General features: G+C 70.4%; 15 protein-coding genes. All 15 read right to left on the bottom strand.

Annotation, left to right across the window (positions count from 1 at the left end; all coding sequences use genetic code 11):
- Positions 1 to 17: 17 nt before the first annotated feature.
- On the bottom strand, positions 18 to 887 hold the full coding sequence (locus tag ACN27F_RS06870) for an HpcH/HpaI aldolase/citrate lyase family protein (RefSeq protein ID WP_421431767.1): 870 nt from the start codon (positions 885 to 887) through the stop codon (positions 18 to 20).
- A 43-nt stretch (positions 888 to 930) separates the two neighbouring features.
- Positions 931 to 1,737: a cyclase family protein gene (locus ACN27F_RS06875; protein WP_421431768.1), complete on the bottom strand. Its 807-nt coding sequence runs from the start codon at positions 1,735 to 1,737 to the stop codon at positions 931 to 933.
- Complete coding sequence (locus ACN27F_RS06880; RefSeq protein ID WP_421431769.1) at positions 1,734 to 2,594, bottom strand: aspartate/glutamate racemase family protein; 861 nt, start codon at positions 2,592 to 2,594, stop codon at positions 1,734 to 1,736. The genes ACN27F_RS06875 and ACN27F_RS06880 overlap by 4 nt, the downstream gene beginning before the upstream one ends.
- 34 nt (positions 2,595 to 2,628) lie before the next feature.
- Positions 2,629 to 3,390, bottom strand: coding sequence for an IclR family transcriptional regulator (locus ACN27F_RS06885; protein WP_421431770.1), 762 nt, complete (start codon positions 3,388 to 3,390; stop codon positions 2,629 to 2,631).
- Positions 3,391 to 3,462: 72 nt separating this feature from the next.
- Positions 3,463 to 3,843 (bottom strand): carboxymuconolactone decarboxylase family protein, encoded by a 381-nt coding sequence (locus ACN27F_RS06890; protein WP_421431771.1) that lies wholly within the window; start codon positions 3,841 to 3,843, stop codon positions 3,463 to 3,465.
- Complete coding sequence (locus tag ACN27F_RS06895; RefSeq protein WP_421431772.1) at positions 3,840 to 4,733, bottom strand: carbon-nitrogen hydrolase family protein; 894 nt, start codon at positions 4,731 to 4,733, stop codon at positions 3,840 to 3,842. The genes ACN27F_RS06890 and ACN27F_RS06895 overlap by 4 nt, the downstream gene beginning before the upstream one ends.
- Complete coding sequence (locus tag ACN27F_RS06900; protein ID WP_421431773.1) at positions 4,730 to 5,938, bottom strand: amidohydrolase family protein; 1,209 nt, start codon at positions 5,936 to 5,938, stop codon at positions 4,730 to 4,732. The genes ACN27F_RS06895 and ACN27F_RS06900 overlap by 4 nt, the downstream gene beginning before the upstream one ends.
- The gene (locus tag ACN27F_RS06905; protein WP_421431774.1) at positions 5,935 to 6,777 is read right to left on the bottom strand and encodes an ATP-binding cassette domain-containing protein; all 843 of its coding nucleotides are present in this window, start codon (positions 6,775 to 6,777) and stop codon (positions 5,935 to 5,937) included. Before ACN27F_RS06905 ends, ACN27F_RS06900 begins: the two co-directional genes overlap by 4 nt.
- Positions 6,774 to 7,763: an ABC transporter ATP-binding protein gene (locus ACN27F_RS06910; RefSeq protein WP_421431775.1), complete on the bottom strand. Its 990-nt coding sequence runs from the start codon at positions 7,761 to 7,763 to the stop codon at positions 6,774 to 6,776. The genes ACN27F_RS06905 and ACN27F_RS06910 overlap by 4 nt, the downstream gene beginning before the upstream one ends.
- A gap of 10 nt (positions 7,764 to 7,773) precedes the next feature.
- Complete coding sequence (locus tag ACN27F_RS06915) at positions 7,774 to 9,324, bottom strand: ABC transporter substrate-binding protein (RefSeq protein ID WP_421431776.1); 1,551 nt, start codon at positions 9,322 to 9,324, stop codon at positions 7,774 to 7,776.
- A gap of 43 nt (positions 9,325 to 9,367) precedes the next feature.
- Positions 9,368 to 10,279: an ABC transporter permease gene (locus tag ACN27F_RS06920; RefSeq protein ID WP_421431777.1), complete on the bottom strand. Its 912-nt coding sequence runs from the start codon at positions 10,277 to 10,279 to the stop codon at positions 9,368 to 9,370.
- Complete coding sequence (locus ACN27F_RS06925; RefSeq protein WP_421431778.1) at positions 10,276 to 11,205, bottom strand: ABC transporter permease; 930 nt, start codon at positions 11,203 to 11,205, stop codon at positions 10,276 to 10,278. The genes ACN27F_RS06920 and ACN27F_RS06925 overlap by 4 nt, the downstream gene beginning before the upstream one ends.
- 18 nt (positions 11,206 to 11,223) lie before the next feature.
- A complete protein-coding gene (locus ACN27F_RS06930; protein ID WP_421431779.1) occupies positions 11,224 to 11,796 on the bottom strand; it encodes a hypothetical protein in 573 nt (190 codons plus the stop codon).
- A complete protein-coding gene (locus ACN27F_RS06935) occupies positions 11,793 to 13,007 on the bottom strand; it encodes a LeuA family protein (protein WP_421431780.1) in 1,215 nt (404 codons plus the stop codon). The genes ACN27F_RS06930 and ACN27F_RS06935 overlap by 4 nt, the downstream gene beginning before the upstream one ends.
- Positions 13,004 to 14,395: a dihydroorotase gene (locus tag ACN27F_RS06940; RefSeq protein ID WP_421431781.1), complete on the bottom strand. Its 1,392-nt coding sequence runs from the start codon at positions 14,393 to 14,395 to the stop codon at positions 13,004 to 13,006. The genes ACN27F_RS06935 and ACN27F_RS06940 overlap by 4 nt, the downstream gene beginning before the upstream one ends.
- Between the last annotated feature and the right edge of the window lie 2 nt (positions 14,396 to 14,397).

The raw sequence follows: 14,397 nt of genomic DNA on the forward strand, positions 1-14,397 counted from the left end.
GGCTTGCCCGGTGCAGGTCAAGCGCGGCGCACCAGGTCGTCGATTGCCGCCGGTGGCGTCAGACCGGCCCGGGCCAGCGTGTCGACGGCCGACCTGACCACCGCGAGATCGACCATCTGCCCGTCCGCGTCCAGATGGACCCCGGACCCGCTGGCCAATGCCGACTCGAACGCCGAGGCCACCGCGAGCGCCTCCGCCACCTCCCGCGCCGAAGGAGTGAACACCTCGTTGATTCCGGCCACCTGGCCGGGATGAATGGCCGCGCGGGCGCGGAATCCCCACCGCTGCAGCTCGACGGTACTGGACCGCAGACCGTCGAGGTCCTTGACCGTCAGGTGGACCGGCCCGATCGGGCCGGGCAGCCCGGCGGCGGCGGAGGCGATCACCATCTGCGAGCGGATCCCCCAGAGCTCGGGTTCGGCAGCGCTCGGCCGGATACCGAGGCTCGCGGTCAGGTCGGCCTCGCCGATGCTGAGCCGGGCCACCCTCGGCATCCTGGCTATCGCCGGCAGATCGAGCACGCCCTGCGCCGTCTCGACCAGCGCGATCAGCTTCACGTGCCGCCACGCCGGATCGCCGTCCAGGATCTGGGCCGCCTCGGCGAGCAGGGCCGGCTCCGCCTTCGGCACGAAGATCCCGGTCAGGCAGGGCTGAAGCACCGCGGCCAGATCGCGCTCCAGGAAGCGGGCGTTGACCCGCACCCAGACCTCGACCCGGGTGGCGGCGAGCGCGCCGGCCGCACTGCTGACGAGGTCCCGGGCCACCTGCTTGCGCGACGGCGTGACGGAGTCTTCGAGGTCGCAGATGAGCGCGTCGGCTCCCCGCGCGCCGGCCTTCGCCAGCTTCGCCTCGTCGTCACCGGGCACGTAGAGGTAGCTTCGGGTCATGCCGCACCGGTCCGTTCGACCGTGCGGAACGCCGGCTCGATCCTCATCCGGGCAGCACCGCCAGCGGGCGCACCGGCGAGCCCGTCGCGCCGACGATCGGCAACGGATTGAGGATCAGCAGGAACTCCGCCGCGCCGGACTGGCGCAGCTCGGTGAGCCGCATCGTCTCCACGATGTTGATCCCTTCCTCCACCAGCAGGATGCGGTGCACGGGCAGCCGCGCGTGCCCGGCACCGGGCGGAATGTGCTCGAACGCGATGGTCTCCGCGCCCACCACCCGGGGGCGGTGGGCAGCCAGCCACCGGGCTGCGTCCTCTCCCGGGCCGGGCGCGCCGGCGCCGCCGATGAACGTTTCCTTCTCCTCCCAGCGCCGCGACCAGCCGGTGCCGATGAGGATGGCGTCGCCGGCCCGCAGCCGCACGCCGGCCTTGACCAGCGCCCGCTGGAGGTCCTGAGCTGTCACCTGGTAGCCGGGATCGAGGCAGTCCACGCCGTGCAGCCCGGCCACGTCCAGCAGCACCCCCCGGCCCACGATCGGAGCGAACGTGTCGATTCCCAGGTCGGCGAAGCCCTGCGCGCCCTGCAACGGCGCCGCGGCCCGGCCGCCGTGGACGAGCCCGTCCTGGGAGACGTGAGCCAGCGCGTCCACGTGCGTCCCGACGTGGCCGCCCATCACGATCATCTCGTTGGCCGCCGAACCGCCGTCGGCGCGGACCAGGTCGCCGTGCCGGCGCTCCAGCAGCATCCGGAACGGAGGGTGGTTGGGGGACTGCGGCATTCCGGTCCGCATCGGCTGAGCCAGGTCGATCACCCGGGCACCGGCGGCCAGGTCCCACAGCGCCGTTGTCATATCCGGGTCTCTCCTTCACCGGTGGGGCACGATTTCGGTGAGGCACCGGGGCAGCTGGTGACCGCGGGTGCGAACAGCGCCCGCAGCCGGTCCACCTCGGCCACGGGGGCCCGCCCGGTGTGGTAGCCAGGGACGTCGCGATGCCACACCCCCTGCGCCCGGGTGAACGCGTGCAGGTAGGCGGTGCTCAGGACAAGCGCGTTCGCGTCGAGAAACGGCAGCCCGCCCAGCTCGCGGATGCCCGCCCCGCACAGCAGCTCGTTGGGGATGCCCTCGCCCGGCACGATGATCTGTGCTCCAAGCTCCCGGAGCTCGGCCGCGGCGCGGTCCATCTCAGCGCGCAGCCGGGCTACCGCCTGCGGCTGCGCGCCCGCCTCCACGACCATCCGGCCGTGGGGCAGATAGCGGAACCCTACGCAGCCCTGCCCGTAGCCGTAGTCGGCGATGTTCTCCCGAAGGATCTCCTCCAGCGCCGGTACGAAGCCGAGAACACCGAACCGGAGCCGCTGCGTCCGCAGGAAGTCCGTGGCCACCTGGCCGTAGCCGACGACCGGGATCGAAACCAGCGACCGCGCCGCGGCCAGGCCCGGGTCCTGGCTGGTGCCGATGACGTACGCGTCGTAGCCGGCCCGTTCGGCAGTGACCGCCTGGTCGGCGAAGTACCAGGAGAAGAGGACTTCCAGCTGCCCGAACCGGACGTGGTCGGCGGGGATCTTCGTCTGGTAGGTCTGCTCCGGGAGGGTGTGGAAGTCGACCTGCGCGCCGAGTGCGCCCAGCCATTCGGCGTGGCGCAGATAGCTCTGGTCCAGCCACGGGTTGCGCCCGGCGACGGTGTGCTTCTGGAACCAGATCCTCATCGCACGCCCCCGGGCAGGCCGGCGGCCGGGACGGTCAGCGGATGGGGTAGCCCAGCCGCCGGGAAAGGCCCGAAGTCTCCATCAGCAGCAGCGCCGACGCGGGGCCGGCCGTCTCCCGGAAGCGTTCCAGCGGCCCGCAGACGCTCATCACCGCGGCGACCGTCCCATCCGCGTCGAAGACCGGCGCCGCCACCGAGCCGGCCCCTTCCTGCCGTTCCCCGAACGAGAGCGCGTACCCCTGCTGCCGGATGCTGGCCAGCTGCTGGCGTAGCTGGCCGGCGTCCACCCCGGCCAGCGTCGCCAGGTAGCTCTCCCGGTCGTTCTCGCTGGCGAAGGCCAGGAACGTCTTGGACGAGCCGCCCACGTGCAGCGGGATCTGCCGGCCGAGCGGGACGGTCATCTTGACCTCCCGGGCCGGCGTGATCTGATCCACGTAGGCCCGCGACGATCCGGCCCGGATGGACAGTGTCGCCGTCTCGTTCGTGCGCTCCACCAGCCGCCGCATCGGCTCCCGGGCGAACCCCCGCAGGTTGATCCGTTCCTGGTAGGCCCCGCCGAGGGCCAGAGCGGTGGGGCCCAGCGAATAGCGGCGGGTCAGCTGGTCGAAGTCGATCAGCCCGCTCGCCCGCAGCGTGTTGAGGATGCGATGCACCACGGCCTTGGGCAGGTCCAGCTGACCGGCGATCTCGGTCACCCCGAGGTGTCCCGCTTCCACCCGGGTGAACAGCAGCAGCACCTCGACGCCCCGTTCCAGCGCGCCGATCGTCTGCCTTTCCAACGGGTTCGTCGCAGTCATCTGGGTTCCCATCCGCGGCTTGGCAGCCGACACGCCGTGCACGCCCGGTGATGGCGTCCCGTGATGTTACCGTCACGAAGTCGCCGCTTCATGATCGAAGATCGTGGGCAGATAGGACATCGCGCGCCCTGCCATGACCAGGGTAGCGAGCTCGATCGCCCCGAGAACCTGCGCCTCTGTCGCGCCGAGCCGGACCGCCTTGCGGGCGTGCGCCCGCGCGACCTTCGGCGAGCCACCGGCGACGATGTCGAGAGCCATCACGATCAGCTCCCGGACGTCGGCGGACAGCCCTTGTGCGTCCGACTGGGCCGCGTTGAACAGGTCGTTGTACCCGTTGAGGAAGGCGGGGTCCCTGGCTGCCAGCACCTCGTGCATCGGCATCGACTTGCCGCCGCGTTGGCGCCGGATCGTCTCCAGCAGCTCGTGCCCCTCGGGTGTCAGCTGCGCGGTCATGTCTGCTCCCTTTCAGTCGTGTAGGTGCCGTTTCCCGGCGCCGGGCCGCCCGCCGGCACGCCGGACGTGGTGCCCGCCGAGTCGGCCAGCAGGTGGATGGCGCGCCGGGCCCGGTCGACGGCGGCCGCCGTGAGTGTCGCGGTGACCACCGCGTCCCCCTCGGTCGGGGCGGTCGCCACGACCCGCCCGGCCGGGTCGACCACCCGGCTGCGTCCGAGCCGCCGCCAGACTCCGGCCGAGTCGCCGAAATCGTGGCTGCCGCTGCCGTTGCAGGCCAGGACGTAGGCCTGGGTGTCCAGCGCGCGGGCCACCGGCACCACCCGCCAGTACCGTCCCTTCACCCGCGCCCCGCCGATCCCCCCGGCCGACCCGCCGCCCCAGATCGAGTTGATATTCACGATGATCTCCGCACCCTGCCGCGCCTGGCTCTTGACGTACTCGGGAAACCAGGCGTCGTAGCAGATGGCGATGCCGATGGCGCCGATCCCGGTCACGGTGACCGCCGGCGGCCCGCCCGGAGCGAACCACCGCTGCTCCCGGCCGGGCAGGCGCTGCTTGCGCACGACCGAGGCGAGGCCGTCCGGGGTGAACAGGGCGGCGCTGTTGTGCACCGCCCCGTCCTCGGCCAGCTCGGCGAAGCCGGCCACCGCGTACACCCCGGCCGACCGGGCCGTCCGGTCTATCCGGTCCAGCCGCTCGCTGTGCCCCAGCCGCTCGGTGGCGACCACGTCCCTGACCGGGAACCCGCTGAGGGCCAGTTCGGGAAAGACCACCAGGCGTGGCCGATCCGCCCGCGCGGCAGCCCGGATCTGGCCCAGGATCACCTTCAGGTTCGCGCTGGGTCGTCCGGGGGCGAACTGCACCAGACTCGCCGCCACGCTGCCGATCACGGTTCGCCGTCACCCACCAACCGGCGCACCTGGCCGGCGTCGTGGGCCACACCGCGGGTGACCACCGTCCGGGGCGTCGCCAGGACGGACAGGTCCTGCCGTGGGTCGGTCTCGAAGATGGCGAGGTCGGCCAGCTTTCCGCTCTCGATGGAGCCGAGCTCGGAATCCAGGCCGAGCAGCTTCGCGCCGTTGATGGTGGCGGTCTTGAGCGCCTCGGTCGTCGGAAGCCCCATCCGGACGTAGGCCTGCAGCTCGGTGTGCAGGTGGTCGTTGTGCAGGTCGGTGCCGGCCGCCAGCGTGACGCCCTTCGCGATGGCCAGGGTGACGGTGTCCCACACCCGCTCCAGCTCGATGCCGGCCATGTGCGGGTAGCGCGACCACCGGGCCTCGGGACCGGGCGCCCAGCTGACCACGTTGGGCACGAGGATGACGCCGGACGCGGCCATCTTGTCGATCAGCTCCGGCTGCTCGTGCAGCGGGTTGCCGTGCTCGATGGAGTCGACCACGCCCGCGTCGAGGGCGGGGCCGACGACATGGCAGTGCCAGGCGTGCAGCGCGAACTTGAGGCCCTGCCGGCGCGCCTCGGAGCCGGCCGTGACGATCTCTTCCGAGCTGAAGTAGTTGTTGCGATTCGGGTCGGCGAAGTCCCGGCGGTGTCCCTTGAGCTTGATGAAGTCCACACCCTGCTTGACCAGGTCGGCGACGGTCTCGGTGACGCCGTCGACGCCGGCCGCGTCCACGGTCATGCCGGCGACCTTGACCTTTTCGCCCTCGAACGGGATCGACAGCACCTGGCCACAGGTGTAGATCCGGGGACCGGGGAGCATGCCGTCGCGCACCGCGTCGCGGATCCTCAGGTTGACCGACCAGGCCGCGCCGGCGTCCCGGACGGTGGTGATGCCCCGGCCCAGCGAGGTCAGCAGGCTCCGGGCGCACTGCATCAACTGGCGCTCCGCCGGGGCACGGTACACGTCGTAGTACTGCTCGCCGTCCGGGTCGAGCAGCCGGCCCTTGAGGCTCAGGTGCTCGTGCGCGTTGATCAGACCGGGCAGCACGAAGGCGTTCTCCGCGTCGAGATCGGCCGGCCCGGCCGGGCCGGCCGTCTTGCCGACCGAGGTGATGACGCCGTCTCGGACCTCGATGGTGACCGGGCCGGAGCTGGTGTCGGCGTCGAGGTCGAGAACCCTGGCGTTGACAATCTTCATGAGTCGGTTCCTTTCGTCGTGCCGGGATGGTTGGCCGGCGTCGGCAATGTCGGCTGCGCGGCGAGAAGCTGTCGCGTGTAGGGGTGTCCGGGTCGGTCGAAGACGTCTGCGGCGCTGCCCAGCTCGACGATCCGCCCACCGGACATGACCGCGATCCGGTCGCTGACCGTGCGGGCCACGTGCAGGTCGTGGGTGATGAAGACGTAGCTGAGCGCACGCTCGCGGCGCAGGTCGGAGAGGAGATTGATGATCCTGGCGCGCACCGAGGCGTCCAGCCCGGAGGTGATCTCGTCGCAGACCACCACGCTGGGGGACAGTGCCAGAGCTCTGGCGATCGCGATCCGCTGGCGCTGCCCGCCGGAGAACTCCCGCGGATAGCGGTCGGCGTGCTCGGGGCGCAGCCCGACCATGTCCAGCAGCTCGGCCACCCGGCGCTCGGCCGCGCGCCGGTCGCCGACCAGCCGGTGGCGCAGCATCGGCTCGGCGATCGCCACCCCGACCGGCATCCAGGGAGTCAGCGACCCGTTCGGGTCCTGGAAGATGATCTGCAACGCGCGTCGGGTCGGCACGAAGTCGCGGCGCAGCGCGACGGCGAGGTCCCGGCCGCGCAACCGGACGGCGCCGCTGGTCGGCCGTTGCAGTCCCACGAGGACCCGACCCAGGGTGGTCTTGCCCGAGCCCGACTCACCCACCAGCGCCACGGTCTCGTCGTGGCCGATCTCGATCGACACGCCGTCGAGCGCCCGCACGGGCGCGGTCCGGCGTAGCCGGCCGGTCAGTCCCTGGTCCTTGCGGAACTCGACGGTCAGGTTCTCCACCGCCAGCAACGGGTCACTCACGCCGCACCCGCCTTCGCCCGCCCGGTACGCAGGCACGCCGCCGCCCCAGCCGGCGTGGTCACCGGCCGGGGATGGGTCTCGTGGCACTCCTGGATGGCGTACCGGCAGCGCGGCGCGAACAGGCAGTGGTCGGCCCGGACGACCCGGCTCGGCACGATGCCCGGGATCCCGGTGAGATAGCCGTCGCGGGAGGTCTCCAGCGATCGGGCCGATTCCGCCAGCGCCTCGGTGTAGGGGTGCCCCGGATCCCGCAGAACAGCCTCGACATCGCCCCGCTCGACCACTTCGCCGGCGTACATCACGCACAACTGGCTGGTCATCATCGCGGCGACCGGGAGGCTGTGCGTCACGAGCAGCAGCGCGAGTCCGCGCTCCGCGCGCAGCCGCGAGATCAGGGCCAGGATCGCCTTCTCCGTGGTGACGTCGAGAGCGGTGGTCGGCTCGTCGGCGACCAGCAGATCCGGGTCGCTGGCCAGGGCCATGCCGATGCAGATCCGCTGTTTCATCCCACCGGACAGCTCATGCGGATAGGCGTCGAAGCGCTGCGCCGCGGCGGGAATCTCCAGCTCGTCCATGATCGCCAGGGCGGCCCGTTTCGCCTGGGCCCGGCCGACGTCGCCGTGTGCCCGGATCACCTCGGCCAGCTGACGGCCCACGGGAAACAGCGGATCGAGGGCGCCGGACGGGTCCTGGAACACGAACCCGATCCGGCTTCCCCGCACTGCCCGCAACTGACGTTCGGTGAGCCGGGTGAGATCCCTGTCCCCCAGCATGATCCGACCACCGGTCACCCTGACACCCGATGGCAGCAGGCCACCGAGCGCCATGCACGTCAGCGACTTCCCGGAGCCCGACTCGCCGACCAGGCCGAGGCTCTCGCCCTTGCCGATCGTGAAGGTGACGCCCCGGACAAGTCCAGCGTCGCCGTGAGGAACCTCGACGTCGATGGCGAGGTCCCGCACGGCCAGCAGTGAGTCCTTGGACATGTCCGATCCGCTACGCGGGCTTCGCGGTGTAGAGGCGGTTGAACCGGCCCGGGTGTCCCGGCCAGTCGACGTCCGTGGACATCGCCCAGATCGCGTGCACGGCCCACTGGAACAGCACCGGCGCCTCCTCGTGCATCAGCTCCTGGATCTCCGACAGGAGCTGCTTGCGCCGCTCCGGGTCGGTGGAGACCGCCTGTTCGCCGTAGAGCGTCATGAACTGCTCGTTGTCGAAGTAGGAGAAGGCGCTGGTGCTCTGGAACGAGGACAGCCCGGCCGCGACGTCGAACACGCCCCGGGCGGCGTTGCCGAACTGGAACATCGGCCCTGCCTCGCCGCCCCGGACCACCTGCCCGACGGCTGTCGGGTCGGTCATCGTCTGGATGGTGACGTGGATGCCCACCTCCTCCAGGTCCCGTGCGATCGCCTGCGCCGCCTCGGCCTGCGCCACGATTCCGGCGGTCTGGCTAATCAGGCGGGCCTCGAAGCCATCGGGGTAGCCGGCCTGGCTCAGGAGGTCCTTCGCCTTCTCCGGGTCGTACTCGTAGGGCTGGATCGACTCGTCGAAGCCGAACTGCGCCGGGTGCGCGACCGCGCCGAGCCTGGTCCCGTAGCCCAGCAGGACGTTCTCGATGATCGAGTCGATGTCGACAGCGTGGTTGAGCGCCTGCCGCACCAGCTTGTTCCGCATCGGACCGTCCGGGTCGGTGCGCCCGGCCGAGTCCAGGTTGATGTACGCCATCAGCATCTTCGGCTTGGAGATGACCTGGATGTTGGAGTTGTCGCCGAGGCTCTGGGCCTGTTGCGGCAACAGGTCGGCGGCGATGTGGATCTGGCCCGAGACCAGCGCGGAGAGCTGGGTCTCGGGCGACTCGACGGTGCGGTAGCTGACCTCGCGGTAGGCCGGCTTGGTCCCCCAGTACGACTCGTTGCGCTCCAGCAGCACCTCGTAGCCGGCGCTGAACGTCTTCAGCTTGTACGGGCCGGTGCCGACGAGCGTGGTCGCCAGTTCGGTGCCGGCCTCGGCGGTGTGCTGCGGCGGCAGCATCGGGTAGATGGTCAGCAGCTGGGTCAGCAGCGCGTTGGGCTGATCGAGCAGCAGTCGGACCGTGGTGGCGTCGACGACCTCGACCGCGGTGACGCTGCCGAACGCGGCGTTCACACTCTTGGTCTCCGGGTTCTGCGTACGCTCGAAGGTGAACTTCACCGCCTGCGCGTCGAACGCCTCGCCGTTGGAGAACGTCACCCCCTCGCGGAGCTTGAGCTCCAGCGTCGTCTCGTCGACGTAGGTCCACGACTCGGCGAGCTTGGGCACCAGTTGGCGGCTTTCCGGGTCGTAGTCGAGCAGTGGCTCGCAGATCTCCGCGATCACGGAGTGCGGCACGTCGGCGGCGGTCAGGTCCGGGTCCAGGGTGGGGATCGGCTGGGCGTTCGCGATGACGATCAGGTCGCTCTGCGAGGTGGCCTCGCCCTCGTCGTCGCCGCAGGCGGCCAGCAGCGACCCGGTGCTCGCGGCGGCGACGGTCAGCCCGGATGCCCGCAGGAAGGACCGCCGGTTGAACATGTATCGGTCAATGGATTGCGGATTTGACATGTGTTTTTTCCCTTCAACGCATCGACGCGACGGGCGCCGCGGAGGAGGTCGGATTCTCGGGAAGATCCACCGGGGTGGCGGACCGGGCGAGCGCGTCCCGGAGGCTGTCGCTGAACAGGTTCACGCACAGCACGGTGAGCAGAATGGCGATACCGGGAAACGTGGAAAGCCACCATTGTTCGTAGATGTAGGCCCGGCCCTCGCTGAGCATCGCCCCCCAGGTCGGAGCCGGCGGCTGGACGCCGAGCCCCAGGAAGCTCAGGAACGCCTCGGCCAGAATCATGTGACCGATCTGCAAACTCGTGATGACCAGGAAGGTCGGCCACACTCCCGCCAGCACATGCCGGAACATGATGCGCGGATGGGACAGCCCCATGACCCGGGCGTTGGTCACAAAGGTCCGCTCGCGCAGTTCCAGCACGACCGACCTGATCACCCTGGTGTAGATGGGCCACCCGGTGAGACCGAGGATGAGCAGCACGTTGCGCAGCCCAGGCCCGGTCACCGCAGCGACCAGCAGGGCCAGCAGCAGGAACGGGAAGGCCATCATCATGTTGACCAGCCCGCTGATGAGCGCGTCCGTCCGGCCACCGAGGTACCCCGACAGCAGCCCGAGCGGGACGCCGACCAGGCTCGCGATCACGGCGGCGACGAGGCCGACCAGCAGCGAGACCCGGGCGCTGTAGATGAGCCGGGCAAGCTCGTCGCGGCCGAGGCTGTCGGTGCCGAGCGGGAACGTCCAGCTTCCGCCGTCGCTCCACACCGGCGGGCGCAGCAGGTCTTCGAGCTCACCACCGGTGGGCGAGTGCGGGGTGAGCAGCGGCGCGAACACCGCGACCAGGATCAGCAGCGCCAGCACCACGGCGCTGGTCCGCCCGGTCCGGCTCAGCCGCCGCCACCACCCGGCGGACTTGCGCCGCTTCACGAGATCGCCTTTCCGACCCGGACCCGCGGGTCGATCGTGGCGACCACGAGATCGGCCAGCAGGTTGGTGAGCACCACCGCGACCACGATCACCAGGACGGCGGCCTGCACCACCGGGTAGTCACGGCTGTAGATGGAGCTGATCAGCAGCGTCCCGGCCCCGGATCGGCCGAAGACGTACTCGATGATCACCACGCCGCCGAGCAACGGGCCCGCCTGGAGCCCGAGCAACGCGATCACCGGCGGCAGGCAGTTCTTCAGCACATGTTTGTAGACAATGGATAGATGGCTGAGCCCTTTGGCCCGGTGGAAGCGGACGAAGTCCGCCTCAAGCAGTCCCAGCATCGTGGTCCGGGTCAGTCGCAGCACGTACGGCAACCCACCGCTGGCCAGGGTGATCACCGGGAGGACAAGGTGCCTGGCGTCGCCCATGCCCGAGGCGGGGAGCCAACGGAGCTGGACGGCGAAGACGATGATGAGGATCAGCCCGACCCAGAACAGCGGCGCCGCCTGGGTCACCGACGCGATGCCACCGATCACGCGGTCGAGCAGCTTGCCCTGGTTCGTCGCGGCCAGCACGCCGAGCAGCACGCCGACCACCGCGCTCGACGCCAGCGCGAGCACCGCCAGCAGCAGGCTGTGGCCGAACTGCTCGGCGACCATCGAACTGGCGGGCAGGCCGGTGATGATGGACCGGCCCAGGTCGCCCTGGACCGCGTGCACCAGGAACAACCAGTACTGCTCCGGAAGCGACCGGTCCAGGCCCAGTTGCTCGGTCAGCATCTGCCGCTGCTCCGGGGTCGCCTCGGCGGAGAGCAGCGCGTCGAGCGGGTTGCCGCTGAGCCGAAGGGCGAAGAACGTGATGGTCAGCGCGCCGACGAGCACCACACCCAGCTGCCAGATCTGTTTACCCACGAATCTCCACACGGCTTCCTCCTTCGGCGATCAGGGCTGGTAGTGGGTGACCTTCCGGGCCCAGATGTGGAAGCCGAAGGCGCTGATGTCGGCCTGGTCGAGCCAGTCCAGGATCTGCGCCTCGACGGTCTGTGGAGCCTTCCCTCCGTTGGGCGAGTGGCTCAGGATGCAGTGGACGACGTCCATCCGGACGCCCCGGTTCAGCGCCGCGTGTGCGGCGTAGGTCGCGTGCGGCAGTGCCCTGCCCAGTTCGGTGTAACCGATCCTGCCGTCGGCGTCGCGTCGGGTCTCGACCAGCTTGCTGACGTCGATCAGCAGCGCTCCGGCGATGAGCACGTCCCGGTCCAGCTTGATGTCGTGCTCGCGTTCCCAGACGTCAGCGACGGCGACGGCGCTGGCGACCACGCCGCGGGCGTGTTTGAGCTGGGGATAGTCGATCTTCACCGAGACCGGTACGTCGATCAGCCGGTCGTAGTCGCTGAGCGACCAGAGCTCCTGCCAGATCTGCACCACGGCGATCCGCAGCTGCGGATCGCGCAGCAGCGCCAGCTCCGGAAAGAGCGCCTCGACGTCGAGCTTCTCCTGCTCTGCACGCGTGGTCATCGATGCGGCCCTCCCAGTCGCCGTGCCAGTTCCGCGAACTCGCTGTCGGTCGGCCCGCGCTTGTGCGTCACGGCCCACTGGTTGACCTCCTGGACCGCTCGCGGGATGAGGTCTTCCGCCAGGGCGAGGCCGAGTTCGCCCAGCTTCATCCGTACCCCGGTCGGCCCGGTCCCCCGGCCGAGCCGGATGGTCCGCCGGTTGCCCGCCAGTGCCGGATCGAAGGGCTCCATCAGCTTCGGGTCGGCCTGCGCCGCGATCACGTGGATCTCCAGCTTGTTCGAGAACACGTCCGCCCCGACGACCGGCTTCATCGGCGGGATGGGCACGCTGGTCAGCCGCGAGACCGTCTGGCTGAGCCCGAACAGCCCTTCGGACCGGATCGGCAGGCGGACGCCGTAGAGCGCTTCGAGCGCGACCACGAGTTCCTCCAGCGGGCAGTTGCCGGCGCGCTCGCCCAGCCCGTTGACGGTCACCTCGATCCAGTCGGCGCCGCACTCGATCCCGGCCAGCGTGTTCGCCATGGCCAGGCCGAGGTCGTTGTGCATGTGCACCCGCACGCCCGCCGTGTCCGACAGGGCCCGCATCCGGGAGACCAGGTAGCGCACCACGGCCGGCTTCGCCGTGCCGGTCGAGTCGGCCAGCGAGATGACCGTCGCACCGGCGTCGAGCGCCGCCTGGTACATCTCGAACAGATAGTCCACGTCGGCCAGGGTCGAGAAGGACGGTCCGAAGGCGACCTCCCGGTAGCCGGCCTCGACGGCCATCCGGACCAGCTCCTGCACGCGCCCGATCGCCGACGCCCGGGTGTGGCCGAGCTTGTCCAGATGCGCGTCGGTCGAGCGGAACAGCACCGAGCAGACGTCGGACCCGGCCTGCCGCGCCGACAGCAGCGCGTCGCCGGCGTCGGGTTTCCAACCGACCAGGAGGCTGGCCAGCGACAGTCGCGGGCAGGCGGCCCGGATACGGCGCACCGATCCGTCGTCGGCGCCGGCGTACCCCACCTGCACCACCGGCACCCCGATCGCCTCCAGGGCGACAGCGAACTCGACCTCGTCGTCCGGGGAAAACGCGACCTCGGCGGCCTGCTGCCCCTCGCGCAGCGTGCAGTCGGTGATGGTGATGCCGGGCCTGATCCGCTCCTGCCCGGTCACGTCCGGGTGGAAGTTCAGCGGGCTGGTGTGGATGAGGTCCGGCCGCGACGGCGCCGTCACGCTCTGCTCCCTTCGGGTCTGGCCGCACTCGCGGCGGCCGCGGTAAGAAACCGTCCGCGGCCGGGCTTGCCGCAGACGACCCCGTCGCGCAGCACCGCTCGTCCACGTTGGGCGGAGAACACCGGCCGCCCGAAGACCCGCTGACCGGCGAAGGGGCTGTAGTCGGAGTTGCCGTGCAGGTTCTGCTGCTCGACGGTCCACTCGGGGAACGGGTCGTAGACCACGACGTCGCCGTCGAATCCCACCTCGAGCCGGCCCTTGCGGCGCCCGAGGCCGAAGATCTCGGCGGGGCGCTCGCACAGGACCCGCACCAGGGTCGGCAAACCGACGCTGTGCTCGTACAGCGCGCCGCTGACCACGAGCGGCAGCATGTGCTCCACCCCGGGCAGTCCGAACGGCACGTCGAAGATGTTGGTCTCGTCCGGCTTCTTGCCTTCGATCGTCTGTCCCGAGGCATCGCTGGCCACCACGTCGATCGTTCCGTCGCGGAGCGCGTCCCAGATCGCCGCCAGGTCGGCCCGGCCGCGCATCGGCGGCGAGATCTTGGCCAGGCCGCCGAGCCGATGCTGGTCCTGTTCGGTCAGGCGCAGATAGTGGGTGCACGTCTCGGCGTAGCGGGCCGGTCCCGGCCGGTCCCGGAAATTCCGGATGACGTCGAGCGACTCGGCCGCGCTGACGTGGACGATGTAGAGGTCGCAGCCGGTCAGCTCGGCCAGGCTCAACGCACGGTAGACCGCCTCCGACTCGACCAGCGCCGGTCTGGACCGGCCGTAGTCGGCGGCACCGACCTGACCCGACTCCCGCAGCCACCGCTCCAGCCGCACCGCCGCGTGCCCGTTCTCGCAGTGCACCATCGACAGCCCGCCCAGGTCGGCCAGCAGCCGCATCAGGTCCAGAAGCTGCCCGTCGTCGAGCATCCTGATCCCGGGGAAGGCGGTGAACGCCTTGAACGACATGATTCCGCGGGCCATCAGGGCGGGCACCGCCGAGACCATGTCGTCGCCGGGCGAGACGATGACGTGCGCCCCGAAGTCCAGATAGGAGCTACGCTCCCCGTCGCCGATGAACTCCTCGACCGTGTCCACCAGGGTCGTGGGCGCGCCGCCGTCGCCGTGCCACTTCCTGCCGGCGAACGGGATCAGCGTGGTCACCCCGCCGGCCGCCGCCGCGAGCGAGAAGGCCTCGATGTCGTCGGCGTAGTAGGGATGGTTGTGCGCGTCGATGATGCCCGGCAGCACGTAGCGACCGGTGGCGTCGTAGGTCTCCCGGGCCTCGCCGAGGTCCCGGCCGATCGCGGCGACCAGGCCGTCGGTGATCGCGACATCCGCCTGTCGGACGCCTTGGCCGGAGACGAGCAGCCCGCCCCGGACGAGGAGATCGTGTGCCATGA

The organism is Solwaraspora sp. WMMB335 (assembly GCF_049179075.1).
Lineage (GTDB): Bacteria > Actinomycetota > Actinomycetes > Mycobacteriales > Micromonosporaceae > Micromonospora_E.